This window comes from Spirillospora sp. CA-108201, assembly GCF_050936235.1.
Classification (GTDB): Bacteria; Actinomycetota; Actinomycetes; order Streptosporangiales; family Streptosporangiaceae; genus Spirillospora.
In genome coordinates this window covers 707,761-732,554 of record NZ_JBNJNE010000001.1, presented here as the reverse complement: position 1 = coordinate 732,554, position 24,794 = coordinate 707,761, and the positions used below count along the sequence as shown (strand labels likewise).

The 24,794-nt window shown below is 71.8% G+C and carries 20 protein-coding genes and 1 riboswitch; of the genes, 12 read left to right on the top strand and 8 right to left on the bottom strand.

Annotated features, from left to right (window positions below; translation table 11 throughout):
* Positions 1-139 precede the first annotated feature (139 nt).
* From ACQEU6_RS03530 to ACQEU6_RS03515, 4 genes are all read left to right on the top strand, one after another.
* Positions 140-4,534 carry a cation-translocating P-type ATPase gene (locus tag ACQEU6_RS03530; protein ID WP_499329131.1) on the top strand — a complete coding sequence of 1,465 codons (4,395 nt, stop codon included), beginning with the start codon at positions 140-142 and terminating at the stop codon, positions 4,532-4,534.
* Between the two features lie 176 nt (positions 4,535-4,710).
* Positions 4,711-5,610: an alpha/beta fold hydrolase gene (locus ACQEU6_RS03525; RefSeq protein ID WP_499329130.1), complete on the top strand. Its 900-nt coding sequence runs from the start codon at positions 4,711-4,713 to the stop codon at positions 5,608-5,610.
* A gap of 96 nt (positions 5,611-5,706) precedes the next feature.
* Entirely contained in the window at positions 5,707-6,873 is a 1,167-nt protein-coding gene (locus ACQEU6_RS03520) for a sensor histidine kinase (protein ID WP_499329129.1), read from the top strand.
* Positions 6,870-7,529, top strand: coding sequence for a response regulator (locus tag ACQEU6_RS03515; protein WP_499329128.1), 660 nt, complete (start codon positions 6,870-6,872; stop codon positions 7,527-7,529). Before ACQEU6_RS03520 ends, ACQEU6_RS03515 begins: the two co-directional genes overlap by 4 nt.
* 196 nt (positions 7,530-7,725) lie before the next feature.
* Here the strand turns inward: ACQEU6_RS03515 and ACQEU6_RS03510 are convergent, their stop codons facing one another.
* The 3 genes from ACQEU6_RS03510 to metE all read right to left on the bottom strand — a co-directional run bounded on the left by ACQEU6_RS03510 (position 7,726) and on the right by metE (position 11,613).
* Positions 7,726-8,664, bottom strand: a complete 939-nt coding sequence (locus ACQEU6_RS03510; RefSeq protein WP_499329127.1) for a hypothetical protein — start codon at positions 8,662-8,664, stop codon at positions 7,726-7,728.
* A 358-nt stretch (positions 8,665-9,022) separates the two neighbouring features.
* Positions 9,023-9,475, bottom strand: coding sequence for a VOC family protein (locus ACQEU6_RS03505; protein WP_499329126.1), 453 nt, complete (start codon positions 9,473-9,475; stop codon positions 9,023-9,025).
* Positions 9,476-9,687: 212 nt separating this feature from the next.
* Positions 9,688-11,613 (bottom strand): 5-methyltetrahydropteroyltriglutamate--homocysteine S-methyltransferase, encoded by a 1,926-nt coding sequence (gene metE / locus ACQEU6_RS03500; RefSeq protein WP_499329125.1) that lies wholly within the window; start codon positions 11,611-11,613, stop codon positions 9,688-9,690.
* A gap of 26 nt (positions 11,614-11,639) precedes the next feature.
* Here metE and ACQEU6_RS03495 point away from each other — a divergent pair, with 26 nt between their 5' ends.
* Positions 11,640-13,172 carry a recombinase family protein gene (locus tag ACQEU6_RS03495; RefSeq protein WP_499329124.1) on the top strand — a complete coding sequence of 511 codons (1,533 nt, stop codon included), beginning with the start codon at positions 11,640-11,642 and terminating at the stop codon, positions 13,170-13,172.
* 581 nt (positions 13,173-13,753) lie between these two features.
* Here the strand turns inward: ACQEU6_RS03495 and ACQEU6_RS03490 are convergent.
* The gene (locus ACQEU6_RS03490) at positions 13,754-14,068 is read right to left on the bottom strand and encodes a hypothetical protein (RefSeq protein WP_499329123.1); all 315 of its coding nucleotides are present in this window, start codon (positions 14,066-14,068) and stop codon (positions 13,754-13,756) included.
* A gap of 109 nt (positions 14,069-14,177) precedes the next feature.
* Here ACQEU6_RS03490 and ACQEU6_RS03485 point away from each other — a divergent pair, with 109 nt between their 5' ends.
* The 3 genes from ACQEU6_RS03485 to ACQEU6_RS03475 all read left to right on the top strand — a co-directional run bounded on the left by ACQEU6_RS03485 (position 14,178) and on the right by ACQEU6_RS03475 (position 16,260).
* Positions 14,178-14,984 carry a helix-turn-helix domain-containing protein gene (locus tag ACQEU6_RS03485; RefSeq protein WP_499329122.1) on the top strand — a complete coding sequence of 269 codons (807 nt, stop codon included), beginning with the start codon at positions 14,178-14,180 and terminating at the stop codon, positions 14,982-14,984.
* Positions 14,981-15,172 (top strand): DUF397 domain-containing protein, encoded by a 192-nt coding sequence (locus ACQEU6_RS03480; protein ID WP_499329121.1) that lies wholly within the window; start codon positions 14,981-14,983, stop codon positions 15,170-15,172. Before ACQEU6_RS03485 ends, ACQEU6_RS03480 begins: the two co-directional genes overlap by 4 nt.
* A gap of 692 nt (positions 15,173-15,864) precedes the next feature.
* The gene (locus tag ACQEU6_RS03475; protein ID WP_499329120.1) at positions 15,865-16,260 is read left to right on the top strand and encodes a hypothetical protein; all 396 of its coding nucleotides are present in this window, start codon (positions 15,865-15,867) and stop codon (positions 16,258-16,260) included.
* Positions 16,261-16,412: 152 nt separating this feature from the next.
* Here ACQEU6_RS03475 and ACQEU6_RS03470 read toward each other — a convergent pair whose 3' ends face one another.
* From ACQEU6_RS03470 to ACQEU6_RS03460, 3 genes are all read right to left on the bottom strand, one after another.
* Positions 16,413-17,849, bottom strand: a complete 1,437-nt coding sequence (locus ACQEU6_RS03470) for a replication initiator (protein ID WP_499329119.1) — start codon at positions 17,847-17,849, stop codon at positions 16,413-16,415.
* Positions 17,846-18,022 (bottom strand): hypothetical protein, encoded by a 177-nt coding sequence (locus ACQEU6_RS03465; protein ID WP_425631182.1) that lies wholly within the window; start codon positions 18,020-18,022, stop codon positions 17,846-17,848. The genes ACQEU6_RS03470 and ACQEU6_RS03465 overlap by 4 nt, the downstream gene beginning before the upstream one ends.
* 469 nt (positions 18,023-18,491) lie before the next feature.
* The gene (locus ACQEU6_RS03460; protein WP_499329117.1) at positions 18,492-18,839 is read right to left on the bottom strand and encodes a hypothetical protein; all 348 of its coding nucleotides are present in this window, start codon (positions 18,837-18,839) and stop codon (positions 18,492-18,494) included.
* 121 nt (positions 18,840-18,960) lie between these two features.
* Positions 18,961-19,183: riboswitch (cobalamin riboswitch) on the bottom strand.
* Positions 19,184-19,360: 177 nt separating this feature from the next.
* On the opposite strand from ACQEU6_RS03460, the gene ACQEU6_RS03455 reads away from it, so the two are divergent.
* Positions 19,361-19,567: a hypothetical protein gene (locus tag ACQEU6_RS03455; protein WP_499329116.1), complete on the top strand. Its 207-nt coding sequence runs from the start codon at positions 19,361-19,363 to the stop codon at positions 19,565-19,567.
* Between the two features lie 84 nt (positions 19,568-19,651).
* On the opposite strand, the gene ACQEU6_RS03450 is transcribed toward ACQEU6_RS03455, so the two are convergent.
* Positions 19,652-21,544, bottom strand: a complete 1,893-nt coding sequence (locus ACQEU6_RS03450) for an Hsp70 family protein (protein ID WP_499329115.1) — start codon at positions 21,542-21,544, stop codon at positions 19,652-19,654.
* 203 nt (positions 21,545-21,747) lie between these two features.
* On the opposite strand from ACQEU6_RS03450, the gene ACQEU6_RS03445 reads away from it, so the two are divergent.
* From ACQEU6_RS03445 to ACQEU6_RS03435, 3 genes are all read left to right on the top strand, one after another.
* The gene (locus ACQEU6_RS03445) at positions 21,748-22,245 is read left to right on the top strand and encodes a hypothetical protein (protein WP_499329114.1); all 498 of its coding nucleotides are present in this window, start codon (positions 21,748-21,750) and stop codon (positions 22,243-22,245) included.
* A 133-nt stretch (positions 22,246-22,378) separates the two neighbouring features.
* Positions 22,379-23,602, top strand: coding sequence for a hypothetical protein (locus ACQEU6_RS03440; RefSeq protein WP_499329113.1), 1,224 nt, complete (start codon positions 22,379-22,381; stop codon positions 23,600-23,602).
* An 80-nt stretch (positions 23,603-23,682) separates the two neighbouring features.
* Positions 23,683-24,771 carry a hypothetical protein gene (locus ACQEU6_RS03435; protein WP_499329112.1) on the top strand — a complete coding sequence of 363 codons (1,089 nt, stop codon included), beginning with the start codon at positions 23,683-23,685 and terminating at the stop codon, positions 24,769-24,771.
* Positions 24,772-24,794 lie beyond the last annotated feature (23 nt).

Sequence of the window (24,794 nt, the reverse complement as noted above, 5' to 3'; positions counted from 1 at the left end):
CCGACTGGCCGGAATCTACCATGCCCGCGGCGGACGCCCGCCCGGCCGCACTCCGACGGCCGGGTCATGTGAGCGATCGGCTTCCGCAAACAGGTCGCGATACGCGCTTAGGCCCTGCTTGAGGGGTTAGGGCAGCGTCATGGTCCTTGAACTCCTGCGGCGCGGCGTGGCGGCGGCGGGCGGCCTCCCCGGCGGAGGAACCGCCGTCCGCGCGGCCGACCACGCGGGGGCCCTGGGACTCCGGACGGCGGCCGTGCCGGTCCGGCAGGCGAGACGTGTTCTCGGTGGGGTCGGGAACGTGGCGGGGCGGGCCCTCCGGCCGTCGCGGACCGTCCACCGATACCCGGAGCGGCTGCACATAGAGCTGCGTCATCTGCACAAGGCGGGAAGGCGGTCCGACGCGCGGGCCCTGGAGCACGCCGTCGAAGGGCTTCCCGCCGTGCACTGGGCGCGCGTCAACGCGGCCTTGGGACGGCTGGTCGTCCACGTGTCCGAGGACGTCTCGCCGGAGGACGTCCTGGCGGCCGTCGAGGCGGTGGACGCGGTCATCGAGGGCGAGGAGCCCGGCGCGGGCGGGTTCGCGGCGCCCCCGACTGCGCTGGCCCTCGGCGCCGACCTGGTGGGGCTCACGATCACCGGGGCGCAGTGGGTGCTCGGGCGGTCCGTGCTGCCGTCCGAGGTCGCGGGGCTGGTGGCGTTCGCGGACTCGGTGCCCGTCCTGCGCGCCGTTCTGGCCGGGATGGTGCCGGGCGCGCCGGTGGAGCGGTGGATGCCGCTGACCCAGGCCGCCGTGCAGGCGCTGGCGCCCGGCGGGACGGGGCTGGTCGTCGACGCGGCGCAGCGGCTCTGGCAGCGCCGCGAGGCCGCCGCCACCGGCCGGCTGTGGCGCACCGTCGAGGACGACCTGACCGGCGCGCCCGAGCGGGCCGGCTGCGCCGGCGTCTCCGGCGGGCGGTCCGGCGACCTGCGCGACGGGCCGCCGGAACGGCACGCGGGGCGGATGCTCTCCGTCGGCCTCGGCGGTCTCGTCCTCGGAGGGCTCCTGACCGGCAGCGCGCGCCGCGCGCTGGACGTCGGGGTCGCCGCGGCGCCGAAGGCGCCGCACGCCGCCCGGGAGGTCTTCGCGGCCGAGCTCGCCGCCCGGCTGGCCGAACGGGGAGTGCTGGCACTGGATCCGGCCGCGCTGCGCCATCTGGACCGGATCGACACGGTGGTGCTGGACGCCGACGTCCTGCGGGCCGAGGACCTGGTGGTGGACGAGGTCGTCCTGCTCGCGGACACCTCGGAGGCCGAGGCCGCCGAGCGCGTCCACGCGCTGCTGGACCCCGGGGCGCCGGACGAGGTCAGGGAGGCGGACGGATGGTCCCTCGGTCCGGCCGAGGGGCGGGACCTCCCCGGTTCGGGTCCGGTGCTGTCCCTGGCCGAGGGCGGGCGGCCGCGCGCCCTGATCCGCATGCGCCGCGCACTGCGGGAGGAGACGAACGCCCTGGTGACCGCCGCGCGGGACGCCGGCGCGAAGATCGTGCTGGCCGGCTCCGGCGTCGAACTGCCGCTCCCTCCGGACGCCGCCGCCCCCGGCGGGCCGGACCTGGCCGCCTCCGTCCGCGGACTGCAGGAGGACGGCTCGGGCGTCCTGCTCATCTCACGCGATCCGGAGGCGCTCGCTGCGGCCGACGTCGGCGTGGCCGCCCGGGCGGACGGTGCGCCGCCGTGGGGCGCGCACCTCCTGGTCCTGCGGGATCCCGCCGCGGCCGCCCACGTCGTCGAGGCCGTCGCCGCCGCGCGCCGCGTCAGCGAGCGGGGCGTCACGCTCGCGTGGTCGGGCACGGGAGTGGCCGCGCTGCTCGCCCTCACCGCGCCGCCCGGAAAGGCGGCGGACCGCGTTCTGTCCGCCGTGAACGGCGCGGCGGCCCTGGGCATGGTCTACGGCGCCTGGACGGCCCGGGAGGTGATGCGGCGCGCTCCCGCGCCGCCGCTGCCGTCCACGCCGTGGCATGCCATGCCCGTTGCGGCGGTGCTGGAGCGGCTCGACAGCCGCCCCGAGGGGCTGTCCGGCGCCGAGGCGCATGCCCGCGGCGCGCGCGGCGCCGTCCGCGCGCACCGCGAGGAGAGGCACGGGCCGTTGCCGCGGGCCGTGATCCGGGAACTGGCCAACCCGCTGACGGCGGTGCTGGCCGCGGGTGCGGCCGGCGCGGCGGCGGTCGGCTCGCCGGTCGACGCCGCGCTCGTCGCCGCGACCATCGGCCTGTCCGGCCTGGTCGGCGGCCGGCAGCGGGTCTCCGCCGACGAGATCGTCGCGAGGATCTCGGCCAGATCCGGCGAGCCGGTCGGCGTCCTGCGGGACGGCGAGGAGGCGCGGGTGCCGGCGGACCGGCTCGTCCGCGGCGACGTCCTGGTGCTCGTCGCGGGGGACGCGGTCCCGGCCGACTGCCGGATCGTCACCGCGAACGGGCTGGAGGCCGACGAGTCCTCCCTCACCGGCGAGTCCCTCCCGGTCGCCAAGGACACCGCGCCGACGCTGGCCCGGCACGTCGCCGAACACCGCTGCATGCTCTACGAGGGCACCTCGGTCGCCGCGGGGGACTGCACCGCCGTGGTCGTCGCGCTCGGCGACGCCACCGAGAGCGGGCGGGCCATGGCCGCGGCCCTGGCCTCGGGCCCCTCCGCCAGCGGGGTGGAGGCGCGCCTCAAGCAGATCACCGAGGCCACCACGCCGATGGCGGTCGGCGCGGCCGTCGGCGTCGTCACCTCGGGCCTGCTGCGCGGCGGCCCGCTGCGCCGCGCGCTGTCCGAAGGCGTCAACCTGGCCGTCGCGTCCGTCCCCGAGGGCCTCCCCCTGCTGGTCAGCGCCGCCCAGGTGGCCGCGATCCGGCGGCTCGCCGAGCGGGGGATCTTCGTCCGCGACCCGCGGACCATCGAGACGCTCGGACGGGTCGACGCGCTGTGCTTCGACAAGACCGGCACCCTGACCGAAGGCCGCATCACGCTCGCCCGCATCGCCGACCACCGCCACGACGGGGACGCCGCCCGGCCGGACGACGCGCTCCGCGGCGTCCTGGCCGCCGCGCTGCGCGCCACACCGGTCCCCGGGAACGGGCGGCACAGCCACGTCACCGACGCCGCCGTGGACGAGGGCGCCGCGCGGGCGGGCGTGGACCGCGACTTCGGCGGGCCGTGGAAGCAGATCGACAGCCTGCCGTTCGAGCCGTCGCGCGCCTTCCACGCGACGCTCGGCTCGTCCGGCGGCGAGCGGACGGTGTTCGTCAAGGGCGCCCCGGAGGTCGTCCTCCCGCTCTGCGCGCGCACGCCGGACCGCGAACTGGACCAGCGCACCCGGCGCCGCCTGCGCGAGCGCGTGGAGCGGCTCGCGTCCGGCGGCCACCGCGTCCTCGCCGTCGCCGAGCACCGCAGGCCGGACGGCGGCGAGACGATCGGCGAGAGCGAGGTGACCGGCATGACCTTCCTCGGTCTGCTCGGGCTCGCCGACCCCGTCCGCGCCAACGCCGCCCCCGCGGTCGCCGACCTCCGCGCCGCCGGCGTCCAGATCATCATGCTCACCGGCGACCATCCGGCGACCGCCGCGGCGATCGCCGACCAGCTCGCCGGCGACGGCGCCGCCGTCGAGCACCGCGTCATCACCGCCGACGAGATCGACCGGCTCGACGACGACGTCCTGTCGCAGGCCCTGGTCGGCGTGGACGTCGTGGCCCGGTGCACGCCCGTCCACAAGGTCCGCGTCGTGCGCGCCCTGCGCAGGGGCGGCCGCATCGTCGCCATGACGGGCGACGGCGCCAACGACGCCGCCGGCATCCGCCTCGCGGACGTCGGCATCGCGCTCGGCCGGCGCGGCACGGCCGCGGCGCAGGCGTCGGCGGATCTGATCGTCGCCGACGACCGGCTGGAGACGATCGTCTCCGCGCTCGTGGAGGGGCGCGCCATGTGGGCGTCGGTCCGCGAGGCCCTCGCCATCCTGGTCGGCGGCAACCTCGGAGAGATCGCCTTCACCCTGCTCGGCTCGCTGATGACCGGCCGCGCCCCGCTGTCGGCCCGCCAGATGCTGCTGATGAACATGCTCACCGACCTCGCCCCCGCCCTGGCCATCGCCGTCCGCGTCCCCACCCAGGAGGCCACCACGGCGCTGCTGGCGGAGGGCCCGGAGACCTCGCTGGGCTCCGCCCTGACCCACGACATCGCCCACCGCGCGGCGGTGACCGCGCTCGGCGCCCTGGCCGGCTGGCTGGCGGGGCGCCTCACCGGCCCGGCCGTCCGCGCCCGCACCATCGGCCTGGTCGCGCTCATCGGCACCCAGCTCGCCCAGACGCTGGTCGCCGGCCACGACGACCGCTCCGTCCTCCTCAGCACGCTCGGCTCGGCGGCCCTGCTGGCCGTCATCGTCCAGACGCCCGGCGTCAGCGGCTTCTTCGGCTGCGTCCCCCTCGATCCGTTCGCCTGGGGCATCGCCGCGGCGGCCGTCGCGGCGGCGATGGCGGCGGGCCGCCGCCTCCCCGCCGGCGGCGGACGGTCCGCTCGGTGACGGAGACCGGGACCTCGGCTCTGTCCCCCATCAGAGCTACGGGCGAATGTCCACCCGGTGGTGACGATTCGCATGCCGCCGATTCCCTAGCGTTGCGGAGCGGCCGCGGCACTGCGGCCGCCCTCCCCCAAGCACCGCCGTGAATCACGGCGGGCATCCCTCCCTGGAGAAGAATCATGATCAGCAAGATCAGGACGATCGCCGTCGCCGCGGCGTGCGGCACCGTCGTCGGTGCGAGCCTCGTCGGCTGCGACGGCGAGTCGCTGGCGGACGGGGACCTGTTCTCCACCGGCAAGCCGAAGGCCGAGGCGGACCCGTTCACGGGCACCAAGAAGATCGCGGTCGGCGGCAAGTCGGTGAACGTGTCCTGCGCCGGCAAGGCCGCGAAGGGCGGGCCGGTCGTCGTCCTGATGCACGGAGGCGGCGACGGGCTGGACAAGCTGGCCCCCGCCCAGAAGCAGCTGAGCAAGGGCAACCGCGTCTGCTCCTACGACAGGCTCGGCGCGGGCAAGAGCGACCCCCCGGACGGTCCGCAGGACTTCGCCGGCAGCGGCAAGGTCCTGACCGGGGTACTCGACCGCATCGCCGGTGACGCTCCGGTCGTCCTGGCCGGGCACTCGCTGGGCGGACTGATCGCCGCCAGGTACGCGCCGGACCACCGGGACCGGGTGAAGGGGCTCGTCCTGATGGACGCCACGCCGCCGACGATGGTCGGGGACATCACCAAGGCGATTCCCGAGTCCGCCAAGGGCCCGGCGGCGCAGGTGCGCGCGCAGAACCTCGCGATCTTCCAGGGCCAGAACCCGGAGAAGCTCGTCATCACCGACGGGAAGGTCGGCTCCGCCGGGAACATCCCGGTGGAGGTGATCAAGCACGGCAAGCCGTACCTCGCGGCGCTTCCCACTTACGGGCCGCAACTGGAGCGGTCGTGGTCGGACGGACAGCGGGCGTGGCTCGCCCTGTCCAGCCGCAGCGCCCTGCGCACCGCCCCCAAGAGCGGGCACTACATCTACCTCGAACAGCCCGAGGTCGCCCTCAAGGCCATCGAGCGCGTCGCCTCCCAGGCCGCCGGCTAGGTGGAAGGCAGTGTTCACGCGGCCGATGCGCGAACGGGCCGGCCTGGTTCCCCGCGGTCGCAGCGCGGCCGCCGCCGCGGCCGCTACCCTCGCCCAGTGATCGTTCTGCGGCGGGTCCCCGCCCGGTGGCGGCGGTGGGACGTGACGGTCCGCGATCTCCCGCTCGCGCTGCTCCTCGTCGTCCTGTCGTTCCTGCCGGTGCTCCGCGGCCACGAGACGCAGGTCGGCGAGCTCGCGCCCCGCCCCTTCGACGCGGTGGCCATCGCGGCGCTCGCCCTCCTGTGCCTCCCGCTCGCCGTTCGGCGGCGGTGGCCGGCCGTCTCCCTCGGCCTGGTGTGCCTCGGTTTCGTCGTCGCGGAACTCCGCGGCTACCACATGGTCGCGGGGACGGCGCTGCCCATCGCCCTGCTGAGCGCGGGCGCCCATCTCGAACGCCGCCGGCGCCCCGCGGTGGTCGTCCTGTCCGCCGCGTACGTCCTGCTGGCCATCGCGCTCCACCGGCTCGGCGGGGCCGAGCGCCTGGACGGATACCTGGTGGTCTACCTGGAACTGGCGGTCACCTGGGGCATCGGGTCGTGGCTGCGCTCCGGCCGCGCCGCCGAGGCCGAGCGCCGCGTCAGGATCGCCGAGGCCACCCGCACCGCCGAACGCACCCGCATCGCTCGCGAACTCCACGACGTCGTGGCCCACCACGTGACGGCGATGGTCGTGCAGGCCGAGGCGGCGCGCTACCTGACCGCCGCGCCCGACCGCCTCGACGCGACCCTGGACGCGGTCACCGGCACCGGACGGCGCGCGATCACCGACCTGCGGCACCTGCTGGACCTGCTCAACCCGGAGCACGGCACCGCCCCGGGCCGCGACGTGAGGACGCCGTCCGCGGGCGACCTCGGCACGCTCGTGGAGCACACGCGCCAGGCCGGGCAGCCGGTCGAGTTCACCGAGGAGGGCACGCCGTCGGAGTCCGCCGGCAGCGCCGAGTTCGTGGCCTACCGGGTCGTGCAGGAGTCCCTCACCAACGCGTTGAAGTACGCCCACGGCAACCGCACCGTCACCCGGGTCCGCTACGGCGAGAAGGAGATCACCGTTCAGGTCGGCACCGACGGCCCCGAGAGGCGGACCGCCTCGCCCGGCGGGAGCGGCCGGGGCCTGGCCGGGCTGCGGGACCGGGTCGACGCCCTCGGCGGCGAGTTCAGCGCGCGGCCGCAGGACGGCGGCGGCTTCCTCGTCCGGGCGCGCATCCCCACCGGGAGCCCGTCGTGAGTTCCCCGGTCCGGGTGCTGGTCTGCGACGACCAGGCGCTGATCCGGACCGGATTCGCGACGATCATCGACGCGCAGCCCGACCTGGAGGTGGTGGGCGAGTGCGGGGACGGGCGGGCCGCGGTCGACCTCGCCCGTCGCCTGAACCCCGACATGGTCGTGATGGACGTGCGGATGCCGGTGCTCGACGGCATCGAGGCGACCCGCCTGCTGGCCGGCGCCGGGGTCGACGACCCCGTCAAGGTGCTCGTGGTGACGACGTTCAACCTGGACGAGTACGTGTACGAGGCGCTGCGCGCGGGAGCGAGCGGGTTCCTGCTCAAGGACGCCCCGCCGGCGCAGCTCCTGCACGGCATCCGCACCGTCGCGGCCGGCGCCGCCCTGCTGGCGCCCGAGGTGACGCGGCAGCTCGTCGGCAGGTACGCCGCGCGGATCCGTCCCGCCCCGGGCACGGCGGACGACGTCGCGCTGACCGCGCGCGAGCTGGAGGTGCTGAACCTCATCGCCAACGGCCTGTCCAACAACGAGATCGCCGCGACGCTGGTACTCAGCCCCGAGACCGTCAAGACCTACGTGTCGCGCATCCTCACGAAGCTCGGCCTGCGCGACCGCGTGCAGGCCGTCGTCCACGCCTACCGCAACGGCCTGGTCACCTGACCGTCCCGCCCCTGGACCGGCTCGCCCCGAACGAGGGCCGCACGCGGAACGGGCCTGGAGACGGCCACTTCGCGGGCCGGACGCGAAGGCGAGGTCCCGGGGCCGTCTGCCCCGGGACCGGTTGGGTCCGCTCGGTCCGACCGGAGTCGGGCCGAGCGGACATGTGGAATCCCGCTTCTCTTCTAGTCGGCGAGCACTACAGGCTCGCCAGCCCCAGGTAGCGAACCGCCTTCTGAGGAGTGAGAGAGGTGGGGAGGGTCAGAAGCCGCTCCCGCCAGATGTCCTTGTTCTCGCGCCATGTGCGATGGAAGGACAGGCAGTGCTCCGGGGTGATCTCCAGGAGACGCTTCTTCGCCTCGGCGAGGCACAGCAGCATCCGGTCGCGGTCCGGAACTCCGTCCTTCCCGCGAGCGGATGTGTGGAGGCGGGCCACGATCTCCTCGATGAAGAGCCCACGCTTCCTGATCGCGTCCTCCCAGAAATCGCGGGTGGACACATCCCATCCGAAATGGAGCGCCCGGACCAGACCTTCGGCGATGAGTTCGCCGAACTCCTCCCGCGCACCGCTCCGGCTGAACGGATCGTACGGCAACTGCCGCACCCTGCCCGCGACGGCCACCAAGCCCGCGGCGACCGCATCGTACATGAACAGCCAGTCCTCATTGTAGATCGCGGGGAAATACGTTTCCACGCGACGCGTGTCGACCAGGAGCGCGTTACCGCCGATGAAAGTCGACTGGTCTCCCCCGGAAGCCCGGTTGGCGTGGCACACGATCGAGTTGTCCGGGAACTCGGGGACCTGGAATCCCACTACCGGATGTTCCTCGACCATGCCGGCGGCCCTGGCGACCAGGACCGGTTCCAGGTCGCGGATGTCGTCGTCGACGTAGAAGACCGTGCCCCAGCCGCACAGGCGCGCCAGCAGCAGCACGATGTTCCTCTTCACGGCGATGTCCGTGTGCTTCTCCAAATCCCACTGCTCGAAGTCGAGGAGCGGGTGACGGTACCCTCGCGGAACTACCAGACAAAGCGCGCCGGGGGGCAGGACATGACGCATGCGGATCTCCCGCGCCTGCGAAACCGTGCTGCACAAAAGAACGATCGCACTCTTCTGTGCTTTCGCCAAGTCGATCACCGGCCCCGCCCGCCGCGGAGCTATCGTGGGAACCCCGATAACGTCCACGGTTCCGGTGGACCTCTTGCCACCTACGCCCGATAAGTCCTTCAACAAACCAATGTGGGAACCTAAATGGGACGCGTCCTCAAATGCCTGAGTACACATTCTTCCTCCGTTTGTATTCGTCCGTGACCTGGTCACGAACGGTCCGAGATCGAAGTTGATCTGGACGCTTACTACTGTCCGGGAAGGCACCGGCAGGGCAACCTGGATTCCGGAGACCACGGCGCCCGGAGAACGAGGACCGGCGCGGCCGGGGCGGAGGCGTCGATCAGGCTGCGACGCCTCCGCGCGGCGGTCCCCCGACCGCCGTCCCCTAGCCGGGCGCGGGACGGTCGGCGAAGACGCCGTGGAGCATGCCCGTCGCCTGCCCGACCTCGATGAGGTAGCCGTCCGGGTCGCGCATGTAGCAGCGGATCTCCGCCTTGCGGTCCAGGGGCTCGGTCAGGAACTCCGCGCCCTGGGCGGTGGCCGCGGCGTAGAACGCTCCGATGTCGGCCACCCGGACGTTGAGGAAGGTCGACACCGGATCGCCGGGCTCGGGCGGCCTGAGGACGATGTCAGGTTTGTCCGGGGTGGGGCCGCCGCCGGGGTTCATGATGATCCAGGTGTTGGCCACCCGCACGATGGCCGGGTTCTCCGCGAGCACCACCGTGCCGCCGAGGACGTTCGCGTAGAACTCCCTGGAGACCGCGACGTCCCGCACGGTCAGGAAGTGCGTGAGCACGAGCCCCTGGCTCGGCGCCGGAAGATCGCCCTGGTCCGACATCCAGATTCCTCCTTGTCGCAGGTACCGCCACTGCCCCCCGGCAGTGGTCACCGCCCGCACGGCAACAGGAATTCTCCTTTCCCGCGACCTCGGTACACCTTGTCTGGCGCTATCGAGCCGTCGCCGAACCCGTCAAGTTCTGGCTAAGCGAGGGAGCAAGGGGCGCACGGACGGCTCCAGGTCCGGCCGCGCGCCCCTCGATCGTCAGAGGATCAGCGCGCGGCGGCGTCCTCGCGGACTCGCCGCGCGGCGGTCACCAGGTTGCGGAGCGCCGCTTCGGTCTCCGGATAGGCGCGGGTCTTCAGCCCGCAGTCGGGATTGACCCAGAGCTTGGCGGGCTCGACGGCCTGGAGCGCGCGCCGCAGGTTCTCCTCGATCTCCTCCGCCGACGGGACGCGGGGCGAGTGGATGTCGTAGACGCCGGGGCCGATGCCGTTCCCGTATCCGGCGGCGCGGAGGTCGCCGACCAACTCCATGTGCGAACGGGCCGCCTCGACGCTGGTGACGTCGGCGTCCAGCGCCCCGATCGCGTCGATGATCTCCCCGAACTCGGAGTAGCACATGTGCGTGTGGATCTGCGTGGAGTCCGCGACCCCGGAGGTCGCCAGCCGGAAGGCTCCGACCGCCCATTCCAGGTAGGCGGCGCGGTCGGCCTCGCGCAGCGGCAGCAACTCGCGCAGAGCGGGTTCGTCGACCTGGACGATGCGGATGCCGGCCGACTCCAGGTCACCGATCTCGTCGCGCAGCGCGAGGGCGACCTGGCGGGCCGTCGCGGCCAAGGGCTGGTCGTCGCGGACGAACGACCAGGCCAGCATGGTGACCGGGCCGGTGAGCATGCCCTTGACCGGCCTGCTCGTCAGCCCCTGGGCATAGGTCGTCCATTCGACGGTCATCGGACGGGGACGAGCGACGTCGCTGTGCAGGATCGGCGGCCGCACATACCGGGACCCGTAGGACTGCACCCACCCGTGCTCGGTGGCGGCGTAGCCGTCCAGCTGCTCGGCGAAGTACTGGACCATGTCGTTGCGTTCGGGCTCGCCGTGCACGAGAACGTCCAGACCGAGTTCCTCCTGCAGCGCGACGACGCGGGCGATCTCCGCCCGCATCGCCCCGGTGTAGGCGTCCTCGGAGATGCGTCCGGCCCGGCGGTCCGCGCGCACCCTGCGCACCTCCGGGGTCTGGGGGAAGGAACCGATGGTGGTGGTGGCCAGGTCGGGCAGCTTGAGTGAGGCGCGCTGCGCGGCGAAGCGGGCTTCGCGGTCGCCGCGGGAGGATTCGCCGAGCGCGGCCAGGCGAGCGCGGACCTCGTGGTCGATCCCGGCGGTCGGCGGCGGAACCGGAGCGGTGGGCTCGGCCGCGTCCTCGCGCAGCGCCTCCCCGAGCGCGACGACCTCGCCGACCTTCTGACGGGCGAACGCCAGCCGCCCGCGCACCGCCGGATCGAGCGCCTCCTCGGCGTCCAGGTCGATCGGGACGTGCAGCAGCGAGCAGGAGGTGCTCACCACCACCTGGTCGGCCAGGCCGAGGAGCGTGGCGCAGGTGGCCATGGCCCGGTGCCGGTCGGTGCGCCAGATGTTGCGGCCGTCGACGACGCCCGCCACGACGGTCTTGCGCAGCAGCCCGCCGACGGAGGCGAGCACGTCCAGGTTGCCGGGACCGGCGGCGAAGTCCAGTCCGACCGCCTCCACGCGGGAGGAGGCAAGGGCGCGCAGCGCTTCCGCGCCGATCGCGCCGAAGTAGGTCGTCACCTGGAGGCGCGGCCTGCTGGGCAGTTCACCGAGGCGCGCGTAAGCGCGGGCCAGTGCCGCGACCTCCTCGCCGGTCCGATCGGCCACCAGGGCGGGCTCGTCCAGCTGCACCCATTCGGCACCCGCTCCCGCCAGCCGCTCCAGCAGCTCGGCGTACACCTCCACCAGACCGTCGAGCAGGTCCAGCGGACGGAAGCCGGCGGGGGCGTCCGCCGCCGGCTTGGCCAGCAGAAGGTAGGTCAGCGGCCCGACGAGCACGGGCCGTGTCTCGATACCGAGGGCCTTGGCCTCCAGGTACTCCGCGACCGGCTTCGACGTGGCGCCCCTCGGCAGCCGGAACCGCGTGCCGGGCCCCATCTCCGGGACGATGTAGTGCCAGAACGTGCACATAGGCACCTTTACCTCGGAGGTCCCCCATGTCACGGCTCGCTGCGGTCTCGCCCGGCTCTCTCCCCGTCGTCTCGTACGCGCGCATCTCGGCTGACCTGCGCCGAGACGAGCACGGCGTGGAAGACCAGCACAAGAGGAACCGGGAGACGGCCGAGCGGCTCGGCTGGACCGTGGTCCACGAGTTCACGGACAACGACAAGTCAGCGGCCAAGATCGGTGTGATCCGGGGCGACTTCGAAGCGATGCTTCGAGCACTCCACGCGGGCAAACTCCCGGACGGTCGGCCGGTGCGCGGGACAGTCGTGATGGCGGAAGACCGCTTGGTCCGGCGTCCCGGGGACTACGAACGCTTCGTAGAGGCGATCACGTTCCAGGATGGACGGGTCTACGCCGACCAGCACGGCCCGAAAGATCTGTACAGCGAAGACGTGGAAAGCATGGGGCTCTTCGGCGCGGTCATATCCAAGATGGAGGTGCGGAAGATGCAGCGTCGCATGCGGAACTCGCACCGCGCCCGTGCGGAGCGGGGCAAGACGGTCGGCGGCCCGCGTACGTTCGGGTGGCAGCAAGACCGGATCAACCTTGAACCCGAAGAGGCCGGTCTCCTGCGACAGGCTGCCCGTGACTTCATCGGCGGCCGTTCCCTGTACTCCATCGTCAACGAATGGCGAGACAATGACGTCCGGACGCCGCGCGGCAACTTGTGGATGCAACGCACCTTGAAAGTGGCGCTCTCCAAGCCTCGCCTGTGCGGCTATCGGGAACTGAACGGCGAACTAGTGCGGGACGCCGACGGGGAGCCGGTAGTCGGCGAGTGGGCACCAATCCTGACCCCCGAGGAGTGGACGGCTGTGCGCGCCATCGTGGACGCGCGCAAGGGACACACCGTCAAGCGCGGCGGCGTGCTCGGGGCTCCCCTGCCCCAGGACTACCGCGAACACCGGTACCTCCTGACAGGCGTCCTGCGATGTGGGCGCGTCAAGGAAGACGGCAGGATGTGCAACGCGCCCTTGCGTATCAAGAGGACGAAGAACGGGGAGCGGCACATCTACTTTTGCCCAGACAAGTCAGTCGGCGGTTGCGGTGGCGTCGGGCGGCGGGGGGACCTGGTGGACGAGTTCGTCTCAGAAGCGGTCCTGGCCAAGCTAGAAGAGCGGCAGGTCAGCGCGTCGGACGATGCTCCCCTGTGGTCAAAGGAGGACGAACTACAGCAGGCGATTGCAAACCGCGACCAGGCTTCCCGCCGTTTCGCCGCGCGGCAGATGACGGCAGAGACCTACTTCGATCTCTTGCCGGACCTGGAAGAGGAGATCGGTCGTCTTCGCGCCGAGAAGAACAAGGCAGAAGCTGCGGCGGACACGCGCCGCAAGCGCGCTTCGACCGATATCGCCGATATCCGGCGGCGCTGGTACCTGGCCGAGGAAGACGGCGGCCTGCCGCTCTCCGTCAGGCGGACGTATGTGCGGGAGGCATTCCATGCGGTGATCGTTCATCCCGCAGGAAAGGGACGGGCGACCTTCAACCCCGATCTCCTCGAACCCGTCTGGCGTACCGACTGAACGTCGCAGCGCTCCCCCTGGTGGAGGGGGTCCCGGCCTCGATTCCCGGGACCCCCTCCTTTGTGTCCGGCCCCGACCTGGCGGGAGCGGGACACAGGGACGCGCGGCGACTTCGGGGGAACAGAGTCCGCCGTCATGCGCCCCTCTTCGCGCGGCCCACCTCCGCGCGGTTCCTCCCCCTACCTGGACGGCTCCGGCGGGGAACTTGGCTCTGCCTTGGCTTGCACACCCGAGAGTCGCCGTCGTCTCTGGGGCGCGCTGGTCTCGTCACCGTTGCTCGGGCTCGAAGGGGTAGCGAACGTGACTAGGAACGCCGTGGATTGCGTTGCCCTGCGGCCTTGGGCTTCGTGGACGCTGCGAGCGAAGGGCGCGAGCGTTCCCGGGCTCCCGTACTCGGGCGGACGGGAGCCCGGCAACGTGTCGGCCTCGCCGTCGTGCTCTACGGCGGGTCGCCCACAGGGCGCCAATGACGAGACCGAACACCAGGAAGGCGGCTCCGACCGTCCCGAACGCAACCGCCATACGGATCAGCTCGCCCGGGTCACCCGGTGACGTGTACATGCCGGAAGTCGTCGCGGCCGTCATGTCTGCTCCTGCATCGCGAGCCTGTGACGGACTGCTGTGAGCGTCTCCGCGATGTCCTCGACCGCCGCGATGGCCTCATGGTCGGCCGCCCACGCGAAGCACGGGACCCCCTGGTAGATGATCACCGTCACCTCGGTCGCGTGGCCCGAGGGGGCTTGGCTGATCTCGGCGGCCAGCTCGCCATCGGGACGGACGAGACGTCCCACGAGTTCGGTACGGCTGTTCGCGACGGCGGCGAGCTTGATGACGTGTTCCCGCCGCACGTCCGGATGGATCCACGGTCGGCGGGGTTCTTCGGTTCCGATGCCCATGGTCGTCGTCACCTCGCAGGGCAGATGTTTGTTCGGCGCTGCAAGTCTGTGCCGCGAAGCGCTACCGTTTCTACGTTCGCGGAACATCGGAAACGTAGGGAGTGGCACATTGCCAGAACCCGAAGCACTCGATCCGGACAGATCATTATGGGACTACATCGCAGTTGAGATGCGCAGACTGCGCGAGGCGCGCGGGCTGTCCGGCAACAAGCTGGCCGAGCAACTCGGCTGCGATCGTTCGTACGTTTCCCGAGTCGAAAACGGGCGTCTGCACCTCTCCCCGGACTACGCGAGGCGGCTGGATCGCCTCTGGGGCACGACCTTTGCCCGGCTCGTCCGTTTGGCGGAGACGAGCGACGATGGCGACTGGTTCACCGGGCTCACGGATCATGAAGCGCGTGCGACACGGCACCGCATGTGGGCCGCGCTGCTGGTTCCGGGCCTGCTCCAGACTCCGGAGTACGCGCGGGCCATGCTGTCTACCGGAATGGTCACGGGAGTCGAAGAGGCCCTAGAGAAGCGGCTCGCCCGACAGGCGGCTGTATGGGAACGATCTGAACCGGCACTGGTCAGCGTCATCCTCAGTTGGGCCGTCCTCGCTCAACCCGTAGGCGGCGCAGAGGTGATGCGCGCACAGATCGCGCGCCTGGTGGAGCTGGCGGATGCTCCGCACGTCTCCATCCGCGTTCTGGAGGCGTCCGGTGGGGCGCACAACGGCCTTGACGGGTCGTTCCGTCTTCTGACCGTGGGTGACAGGGAGGTCGCGTTCACGGACGCACCGGAACGGGGACGGCTCGTAACCACCCCGACGGACGTGATGAAGTACGCAGTACGCTACGACCGACTGAGCGACATAGCGGCACCTGTCGGCACGTCGCGAACCCTCCTCGACGGAAGCCTAGAGACCTACCAATGACCGAGTGGCGTAAGTCGTCCCGCAGCGGCTCGACCGCAAACTCCGACTGTGTGGAGGTGGCGGCCCTCCCCGGCGCGGTCGGCATCCGTGACAGCAAGAGCCCGGACGGGCCGAGGTTCGTCCTCCCTCCGTCCACCGCGCGGGAGTTCCTGACCCGTATCAAGCGCGGTGACCTCGACGTCGCCTGATCCGCACGCGGTGGCCCCGTCCCGGAACTGTCCGGGGCGGGGCCGTGCCGTGTATAGACCCGTGACGCCCAAGAGGGCCGCGGCTTCCTTGCGCGCTGACAGGGTCGGGGCCGGTCGATGGCCGAAGGCCACCCCGCAGGGGCGACCGAAGGGAGTCAGCCGGCGCCGTGTCGGCAATTCCGTCTCAAGCGTCGCCCGGCCTGGAAGCCGCTGCCCGGCACCTGTGCGGCAAGCCTTCGCGCGGGGCCTGCCTCGGCTTGCGCGGTGCGGTACGGGCGGGCCGTCCACGGTGGGGCGGGGCGGTGGTCGGGGCCGCGCCGCGAACGGCCCCCAAGGCCGCACGCGCAAGGCGCGGCGGCCGTCCACGGTCCCGCCCTGCGGTGGACGGGCCCAACCCCGCACCCGGCCCCGCGCCCTCCCGTGACGAGATCGAGCCCTGAGTATCAACTGTGCCGCACGTTGAAGCTGGACGGTTCCGGACTTGCGCGGGGGCGGGGCCTCGTAGCCTCGACCGGCGGACGGGCAGCACCTGCCTGCCCGCAATGGCCCGTCGCGAGGCCCCGCGCGGGGTCCCCGCGCAAGTACGGAACCGGCCAGCGGCACTAACCGACTGCCTCCAGGGCAGTGGAGGGCTTGCAGGACCACGGTGCGGACGGACGGTGAAGGTTATCGTTCACACAAAGGAGATTCGCATGTACGACGACATGAGCGCTGCCGAACTGGTGGAACTGCTGGAGCGGCTGGCGCAGACTTCTCCCCATAACGGCGGCGCCGCCTCCGCACTCGACCAGGCCACGCTGTCCTTTCGCTCCAAGTCCGATCAGATCCGTGAAGCGCAGCATGCATTCAGCGCAGCCCGGGTCGCTCACATGGACTCTCGCAAAAGTGGAGCGAGGACCAGCCCAGACGAGGCTTGGCAAGAGCTCGTGAAGGCTGGGCAGCTCTTGGCCGATGCTCTGCGCCCGCTCGGGGACATGCACATCGCCCGATGCCAGGCCCCAGCTGGTGTCTGGCCCGCCTGCGGGGCACCGCTCAACGAGCAAGGCGAGTGCTCCAACCCGTACTTCCACAGCGAAAGCCGGGAGTGACCCAAGCGGGCTCGCGCTCGCGAGCCCGCCCAAAGCAGACGGCCTCCCACATCGGGAGGCCGTTCTGGTCTTCGTCGGCCCGGCCAAGCGACCCGGCGGCGCGAAGCGCCCTTGACCCTGTAATGAAACTCCTCGACGCCGGGTGGTCTGAGCTAGCTCGCCTTGCGCTCCTCGTCACGCTCGGTGAACCCTCGACGGATGGCTCTTGCCTGCTGAATGCGGTTGCGGGCTTGCTCTGCCCAGAAGTGTTCGCCGTGCATGAGGCCGCTTCCGAGGTACTTCCATTGCCCGGTGGTCACGGTGGTGCGGTTCGGGTCGGGCTCGGGTCGGCCTTCGGCCTGGCGGGCTGACTGGGTGGCGTGGTCGGCTCGGGCCTGGCGTAGCTCGGTGAGGGTCACCGAGTAGCGGCGGGACTTGGACGAGAAGTGCCCGCCGTACCCGAGCATGTGAGCCCAATTACGGAGCCGCAGGTCTGGGTACTCGGGCAGGTCTGCCAGGGCGAAGCATGTCCAGATCATGCGGCGGGCGTGCTCGGACACCTGCAAGGAACTGATCTGGGTGGCGTGGCGGATGGGGCGGTCTACAGTGCCGGAGTCCTCGGCGCCCTTGGTGGCGTACTTGGCGATATAGCGGGCTACGTGCTTGTCGGCGATCCCGTCCAACTCGGCGGCCACCTGGATGGCCTGGGTGTCGAGTTGACGTCCCCACCGCAAGGTGAGTGGTGAGCTTGTCCCGTCCGGGTGCGGGGCCGGTACCTCGATCTGTGCGGCGGTGGTTCGCAAGGTGCGTTCTAGGAGTTCGGTGGTGGCCCATACGGGCGGCGACTGGTCCGGTCCGTCCGGTCCGTCCAGGCGCACGACGGCGTGGAAGTGGATCAGGCCGCGTCGCTGGTACTCGATCACGCGGGCGTACGACAGGCGGGCCTGTTCGCGTAGGGCCTTGTGGGTGATGCCCAGCTCGGCCGTGATCAGCCTGGGGACGGTGAGGGTGAGGCGTCGCCATAGCTCGGGGGCGTGGGCGTTCCACAACACGGCGGCGGGGTAGTCGTAGCAGTCGACGCAGATCGGCTGCCCAACCTGAGGGTCGTCGGCCTGGTGCCGCGCCCGGCACCCCTCGGGGCGGCCGTGGGCACACACGGGGCCATCTCGTCGGGGTCGGCAAAGCTGGGTCTTCCCTCCCTTCTCGCGGTGGGCGTGGACGGCACCGAATGAGGGGGCGGTGAGCGTGAGGAACACGCGCGGGTGCTCGCTGACCTCCTCAGGCACGCCCTTGCCTCCGGTCAGTCCGGAGATGATCAGGTGATAGGTGTCGTCCCGGTACACCTCGGCGCACGCGGCGCACCGGGACGCGCGGCGGTTGCCACACGCAGTGATCAGGAACCCGGTCGGCTCGTCGGCGGTCGAGTACGACTCGATCAACTCGCCGCTCTCACCGTCCAGGGTGATCCGCTCACCGCGCAGCCGTACGGGCTGCTCGCACCCTCCGGCGGAGCGGATCATCTGGTGCCAGCGGTCGAAGTCGGGCATGGCCGCGCGCTGGACGGCGGCGAGCAGTTCCGGCGGTAGGTCGGGCATCTGCGGGCCGCTCATGCCGCGTCCTGCCAGGTCGCGGCCTCGGCCTCGTATCGGTCGTCGGGTACCTCGGGGGTGGTCAACTCGACACCGAAGATGGTTTGGATCCTGCGCCACTTCGCGTCCGTCCAGCGCGGCGATTTGCTGGCCTGACGCTTACCCCATGCGGCTGCTTCCGGGCTGGGCTTCAACCCGTAACTCCTCTCCCTGGCTCACGGCTAGGGAGCGCGCAACGATGTCCGGGGTGAAGAGCCAACGGCCTGCGGGCAGGCTGGCGCCTACTCGTTCCGGTCTAGCTCTTCGCGCGAGTGGCCTTCTTTATGTGCCGTGTTAGCCAGGGCTGATTCGTTTTAGGTAGCTATTCGCGGGACGAGTCCCGCCCGGGCGCGCACCCGGTCTTGCGTGCCGAGAGCCCACCTCGGCGATCTGTGTTTTTGTGTTTGTTGTGCGGCTGTTCGCGTATTGGGGCGTCCTCGCGGAGCCCCTGCGGCGGGAGCCGACCCCGCCTGCCACTCGCCTGCCTCGGAGTCGCTGGATGCGGCTCCGCGTCCATGAGTACCCGAGGATGATCAAGGTTGAAACCCCCTACTGGGGCGGTTCGCGCGGGTTTCACTCTGAGTGACTAGGGGTTCCGGCAGAAATGTTGCCTGGATGCGTGAACTAGTGGTAGTTGGTGTCGAACCACTTGGTCATCTCCATCGCGGGGATGTCCTGGACACCGCGCGCCATGGCGAAGTACCGGTCGAGACCGTCCAGGCCCCGGTAGCGCGCGGGCACGGCGTCCACCAGGACGCTGGTGTCCAGGACCTGGTCGTAGAAGGAGAAGGTGTTCGACGGGACCGTGTCCAGGCCGGCGTCGCGCAGCTCGGTCCAGACGGCGCCGCGCAGGTCCGCACCGGCCTTCTCCAGCGCGGCCGCGTCGACGCGTCCCGCCCAGAAGCCCTCGGTGGCGAACTTGAGCTCGCGGCGCGTCCCGATCCGGGGGTAACCGAGGATCGTGGTTCTCATGGCAGCTTCCCTCGCTGAGCCACAGGCGGCCAGGCGCGGAGGGAGGTGCGCGGCACGGCGCCGAAAGCCCGCCTGTGCCGCCCGCCGGCCCTCCCGCGAGGCCGCAGACCACCGTGCGCCAGGCGGCGCACGGGCGAAGGCAGGTCTTCGGACTCGCGGGCGCCGCTCCTACCGGGATAGGTGCGTCCTACTGGCCGTCGCTTCCCAGGCCGCCGGGCCCAGTGCTCATTGACGGCGGTCGTTCCCGCTCACCGCTGCGGGGCAGTCCCGGATTCGCACCGGGTTCCCTCTTACGACGCCCGCACCACGCGGACACGGGCGAACCTTCCGCACGACGGAGTCTAACGGCCGAGATGCCGGCGGACGCAAACCCGCTCGCGCCTCGTCCACGCCATGCACGGCGACCTCCGCACCGCCGCGTTCGCCTCGGCTCGGCGGTCGTGCTCTCCCATCGGAAGTTGCCGACCCGGCCGCACCTCGAACGGTTTCCTTGTCCCCCCAAGGAAGGGAGGACCCTGCGAATGCAGGACAACCCGAGCGACGGAGTGATCATGGCTGGCCCGACCCCGCAGGAAAGGGAATTCGCCCGCAGCATGTTCCAGGGAGCCGCCGAGCTGTCGGAGCAGAACGCCGCGCAGGCGCAGACCCCGGAAGAGGCTGAAGAGGCCGAGATCGACGCCGGCGCCTACAGGGGCGTGGTGGAGGACCTGGACAAGGGGGCACTCTGACATCGGTCGGCTCGCGCCGGCCGGAGTCCGACCTGAGCGCGGCCTCTGGCCGCGCTCTTTTTCGCGCGGTCTCGGTACCGGTGTTCAGCCGTTGATGCTGGCGGTGTAGGTGGTGTTGGTGCCTACGGCCTGGCACGGGCCGCTGTAGCCGTTGATGTCGAGTTCGCCGGTGGGCGAATCGCCGGAGAGGTCCACGGTCATGGTGCCGGAGACCGGCTGGTAGAGGCACGCGTAGATGGAGTTGCCGGATGCCGTGAACTGGTTGAGTCCCGTGGCGGCGATGCGGGCGTCCGGCCGGACGGTGATGGTGTCGCCGTCCACCTCGACGTTGGTCATGTCGAGCTGGGCGCCGCGCTCGGGGAAGCAGGCGGTGTTGGTGCCGAACCAGATCGCGCCGACCTCGGGCGTCCCGGCGGGGAAGCCGGACCGCAGGCATACCTCGACCGGGTTGACGCCGTTGTTCGTCCCGACGCGGGTGACCGTCGGCATCACCTGGAGCTGGGCGGTGCGGCGGAACGTCTGGCCGCTGACCATTCCGCTGAGGCTCACCGAGTACGTGCCCGTCCTGATGCCCGTCTCCTCTTCGGGGGTGGGTGACTCCTCGGGCGGGCTCGACGATTCCTCCGGGGTGGGACTGTCGGTCACCGAGCCCGCCGGCGACGGGACGGGCGCGGCGGGCGAGGCGACGGACGCCTGGGGCGCGGTGGTGGTGACCGACGCGGAGCCGGTGTTCTCGGACGGGCCCAGGTGCGAGCGGGCGAAGAGGGCGGCCGCGACCACGACGGCGGTCAGGGGGATCATCGCCATGGCCGTCAGGAGCGGTGCCTTCGATCGGGGACGGGTGCGGCGGGCGGGAGCCAGGGCTGCGGGACCGGCTGCGAGTGCGGGCCCTGCGGCGGGCAGGGTCGGCTGCGCGCCCGGCGACCGCGGCGCGCTCTGTGGGCTCTGCGCGTAGGCGCGCAGAGCGCCGAGGGCGACCACGGCCTTGGGGTCGGCCGTGGTGACGGGTTCCCAGCCCAGCCCTTCGGCGACGAGTTCGGCGATCCTGGGCATGCGGGCCGCGCCGCCGGCCAGGTAGACGGCGTCCAGATCGTCCGGGGAGAGGCCGGCGCGCTCGACGGCCGCCAGGAGTTCGCCGACGCTCCAGCGCAGCATCCGGCTCGTCGCGTCCTCGAACTCGGTGCGCGTGACCGTGATCGCCTCGGTGAGGCCGTCGAGCCGGAGCGACGCGGCGTCGTGCTCGGAGAGCGCGTGCTTGGCCTCCACGACCTCCTGGCGGACCAGTTCTGAGCCGTTGTGCCGTCGCGTCATCTCGTCCCAGGCGGCGGCGTCAAGGGGCGCCGCCCTTTCGGCGACGATCCGGTAGAGGGCCTCGTCGAGGGCGCCGCCTCCGAACCCGTCGTGCCTCCCCGGCCGGCCCAGGATCTCCAACCCCTGCTCGGTGCGGCGGACCACGGTGACGTCGAGGGAACATCCGCCGAGGTCGTAGACGGCGACGACGACGCCCGGCCCGGGGTCGTGGAAGGCGACGACGGCCTCCGCCTCGGTGACGAACCAGGGCTCGGGCAATCCCGCCTCCGAGGCCGCCCTGCCGAGCGCCGCCGTCTCCTGCGGGCCCCACGGCGCCGGGTAGGTCAGGACCACGCGGTCGAACCGCACGGCCTCGGGCCGCCGCGCGGCCTCCAGCATGATCTGCCGCAGCGGCGCGGCCGCCAGCGCGACGGCCGGCACGTCCCGGTCGGCGACCCGCACGGATTCACCGGCGACCAGCGACCGCCGGGGGTCCCGCACGCCCCGGTCGGGAAACGCCTCCACCAGCTGGCCGGCGGGGCCTCCGGCGGTGAGCCGCCCGTCGGGCCCGACGAACACCAGCGAGGGGACGGGGCCGCTTCCCGCCGGCTCGTCGAGATCATTTAAAAGGGCCGCCCCCAGAGTGGACGAACCGCCGAAGTCGATGGCCAGAACCGGTCGTTTCATGATGTCCCCTGAATTCCGTGGTGGTCGCCGACGATACGCGTGTCCGATCCCGTCGGCCAGCGCTCCGATCACGGTCGGAATTTTCCGCGAATTATGTCCCGACTCAAATAGAGTGGTCCGCGTTCCGGCACGGAACCGCGTGACATGATTCGACTCGGGGCGCAGATCGAATGGCCGGTGCCGCCACGTCGAAAGGATCTCGGATGGACGCCGTCGCGGAGTGGGCGATGAGAATCGCGGAACGGGTCGCCCCGGACGAGGTGGACTTCGCCGCCGAGGTGGGGCGTGCCTACGCGTCCGGCGGGAAGGCCCGCGCCGCGCTGTTCCCGAGGCCCGGGGCCGAGCCGGGAGGGTTCGGGCCGGCGACGATGATCGGCGACCTGCCGGTCGTCCTGAGGGCGCTGGCCGACTCCGCGGAAAGCCTGCGCCACCTTCTCGCGACGAGGGAACTCGGAAATATCGTCGCCATCGTCACCCTCGCCGTCGCGGCGCGGCGCGGCAGGGACGATCCGGCGCACGGAAACCGGATGGCGGCGACCACGAGGAAAAGAAGAGGGAAGGCAACTCCCCGAACGGCGGGAAAGTCAACCGGGAAAACCCGGAAATCAGGCCACCGGACGGCACGGCGAAGAAAGTTCCCGAAGGCGGCGGAAGGACCGCGCCGGAGACGAAGGCGCTGGATTCGGCTCACCGCCAATTGACCGACCGGCTGGTGAACGACGGGATGCCCCGGCCGCGCGCGGAACTGAAGGCCTACGAACTGCTGCTGGAACTCCTGTCCGACCCCGGCGGCGGTGAGGAGTTCCTCCGCGGGCTGAACGGCGAGCCGTAGGCATGAGGCGCGCAGCGGCCGGCGGGATCCTGCCGCCGTGGATCTGGCTGTTCTTCGTCCTCTACCTCGTCTGGGGCCTCCGCGGCCAGGTCGCCGGCATGCGCCGGTGGATCGACGCGTTCGGCGGTGACGGCGACTACGCGCCGCTGGTGGGGCGCACGTCGCTGCTCCTCCTGAGGATGCTCGTGGTGGTGGAGCTGCTGCCCGTCGTCCTGCTGGTGGCGGGCGTCCTCAGCGTGGGATTCCCCGCCCTGCGAGCCCGCCGGGTGGAGCGAAGGCTGCGGCTCCTGCCCTCGGACGGCCGTCCGGTCGCCGCCGAGATGCAGCGGTTCGTCGACGGCTACGCGCCCGGCACCGAGTTGCGCTTCGCCGTGAGCGGCGACCGGCTCGCCCGCGCCTATCCGGCGGGAGGGCGACGGGCGCGCATCGCCGTCTTCCTGCCGCTGGTCCGCCTGTGGCGCAGCGACCGGCGGGCGGCCCAGGCGGTGCTCCTGCACGAGATCGCCCATGTCCGCCAGGGCGACCACCTGGTGGTCGGGCTCGGCAGTCCCTTCCTCTGGGTCCTGCGCACCTGGGCGCCGGTGTTCGTGCTGCTGGGCCTGCTGCCCGTCCTGGTCTACCTCGCGATCGCGCCGCACGCCCTCGCCGCGGCGGTCGGCGCCCAGCTGGTGCTGGTGTCGACCCGGCCGCTCCGGGTTCTGATCCTCCCGGTGATCGCACTGTGGCTGGCGGAGCTGAGCGCCGACCGGCTGCCCGTCCAGGTCCTCGGCCCCGACGCCCTGCGCCGCGGGCTGGCGCTGGGCGGCGGCGCCACGCTCCGCTCGCTGCCGTCCCACCCCCCGCGCGCCCTGCGGCGGTGGACGTCCACGCCCCGCACCGCCGGCACCCTGCTGCTCCTCGCCGCGTGGCCGTCCGCGATCGTCATGTCCCTGCTGGTCGCGCTGGTCACGGCCGCGCCGGCCTATCTCCTGATCGGCACGTCCCTCTCCGAGACCGCCGACCATCTGCTCGAAGGCGCTCACGCACTCCTGGTCGACGCCCGTCTCACGACCGCGGCGGCCGCCGCGATGCTGCTCGCCTGGCCGCGCCTCGTCCACTTCTGGACCCGCTGGTGGCTCCCGGACGCGCCTTCGCTCCCGTCCGACGCCCCGCACGTCTACCAGGCCGCGGCCATGTTCCCGGCCCTCCTGCTGATCGCGTCCTTCGTGCCGCTCGCCACGACCTGACGGACGCCCCGCTCCGACACCCGGTCGAAGATCGCCCGTAGGTCTGACGGCCGTCATCCGGAACCGGCACAATCGCCCCTATGACGATCGCGACGGGCCCGCCGCCCACGCACCGGGCCCCCGTCGCCCTCGCCCGCGCCTTCCTGACGGGCGGCATGGCCGGGACGTCGCTGGCCGCTCTCGTCGTCGGCGTCGTCGTCGAGAAGGTGCCGCTGTTCGTCACGGGACTGGCCCTGCCCGCCGCCTACGGCCTGCTCCTCTTCCTCGCCGGCGCACCCCGGCGTGCCCGGGAGGCGGCCGCCGCCCCCCGCACGGCTCTCGCGGCGATCGAGAGTGTGAAGGTCCACGAGGGCAAGGACAGCGACGTGCCGGTGCGCTTCGACCTCACCGTCGCGCCGGACGACGCGCCGGCCTACCGCGTCGAGTTCACGCAGTACGTCAACGTCGTCGAGCTCGACGACTACGGGCCGCGCGGCGTCGTGGTGGTCCAGTTCCCGCCGGACCGGCCGTGGAAGGCGCGGATCGTGAAGCGGCCGACACCCGAGTGGGAGGACCGGGCGGCCGCGGCCCGCATCGACTCCGCACCCGGGCCGGCTCTCGTCAGCGATCCCCCGGAGGGCGTCGCCGGCGGTTTCGTCACGCTTGTGGCCCTGCTGCTCAGCGCGGCCGCCGTGGTCTTCCTCTTCCGTGCCGACCTGTTCGACCAGGGCGGCACCGCACGGCCGCACGCTTCGAAGCCGTCCGTCTCCTCGACGTCGTCCACCACCGTCGTGACGTCGGCGTCCGGCACGGTCGTCCTCGCCCCGGGCCGGTCGCTGCTCGACGAGGGAGAACTGCGCCGGGCCGTCGACTCGCTCATCAGAGGCAAGGGCGAGCACGAGGCGGTCACCCTCGTCGCGCAGGAGGGCCGGCTGTCGGTCGTCTTCCTCCCCGCCGGAACGGATATCCGGCACTTCGACCTGCGGTCCCTGCCCTACGACCGCCTCCCCGCCCTGGTCGAGGAGGCGAGGACCGCCCTCGGCATCGGATCGCCGCGGACCTGGCAGCTCACCGCCCACCGCGTCACCGGCCCCCTCACCGTCAGGATCACCGTGACCGGCCTCGAAGGCAGGGCCTCCTTGGAGGCGGACGGGCGGGGCAAGGTGGTGCGGCGCAGCCCGGTGCGTTGACGCGGAACCCGTTCCGGACGGGC

What these genes read in the sequence shown, in the direction of transcription:
- ACQEU6_RS03530 (WP_499329131.1), top strand. Translation starts at nt 140, where the DNA reads ATGGTCCTTGAACTCCTGCGGCGCGGCGTGGCGGCGGCGGGCGGCCTC.
- ACQEU6_RS03525 (WP_499329130.1), top strand. Translation starts at nt 4,711, where the DNA reads ATGATCAGCAAGATCAGGACGATCGCCGTCGCCGCGGCGTGCGGCACC.
- ACQEU6_RS03505 (WP_499329126.1), bottom strand. Translation starts at nt 9,475, where the DNA reads ATGTCGGACCAGGGCGATCTTCCGGCGCCGAGCCAGGGGCTCGTGCTC.
- metE (WP_499329125.1), bottom strand. Translation starts at nt 11,613, where the DNA reads ATGTGCACGTTCTGGCACTACATCGTCCCGGAGATGGGGCCCGGCACG.
- ACQEU6_RS03495 (WP_499329124.1), top strand. Translation starts at nt 11,640, where the DNA reads ATGTCACGGCTCGCTGCGGTCTCGCCCGGCTCTCTCCCCGTCGTCTCG.
- ACQEU6_RS03490 (WP_499329123.1), bottom strand. Translation starts at nt 14,068, where the DNA reads ATGGGCATCGGAACCGAAGAACCCCGCCGACCGTGGATCCATCCGGAC.
- ACQEU6_RS03480 (WP_499329121.1), top strand. Translation starts at nt 14,981, where the DNA reads ATGACCGAGTGGCGTAAGTCGTCCCGCAGCGGCTCGACCGCAAACTCC.
- ACQEU6_RS03475 (WP_499329120.1), top strand. Translation starts at nt 15,865, where the DNA reads ATGTACGACGACATGAGCGCTGCCGAACTGGTGGAACTGCTGGAGCGG.
- ACQEU6_RS03470 (WP_499329119.1), bottom strand. Translation starts at nt 17,849, where the DNA reads ATGAGCGGCCCGCAGATGCCCGACCTACCGCCGGAACTGCTCGCCGCC.
- ACQEU6_RS03460 (WP_499329117.1), bottom strand. Translation starts at nt 18,839, where the DNA reads ATGAGAACCACGATCCTCGGTTACCCCCGGATCGGGACGCGCCGCGAG.
- ACQEU6_RS03455 (WP_499329116.1), top strand. Translation starts at nt 19,361, where the DNA reads ATGCAGGACAACCCGAGCGACGGAGTGATCATGGCTGGCCCGACCCCG.
- ACQEU6_RS03450 (WP_499329115.1), bottom strand. Translation starts at nt 21,544, where the DNA reads ATGAAACGACCGGTTCTGGCCATCGACTTCGGCGGTTCGTCCACTCTG.
- ACQEU6_RS03445 (WP_499329114.1), top strand. Translation starts at nt 21,748, where the DNA reads ATGGACGCCGTCGCGGAGTGGGCGATGAGAATCGCGGAACGGGTCGCC.
- ACQEU6_RS03440 (WP_499329113.1), top strand. Translation starts at nt 22,379, where the DNA reads ATGAGGCGCGCAGCGGCCGGCGGGATCCTGCCGCCGTGGATCTGGCTG.
- ACQEU6_RS03435 (WP_499329112.1), top strand. Translation starts at nt 23,683, where the DNA reads ATGACGATCGCGACGGGCCCGCCGCCCACGCACCGGGCCCCCGTCGCC.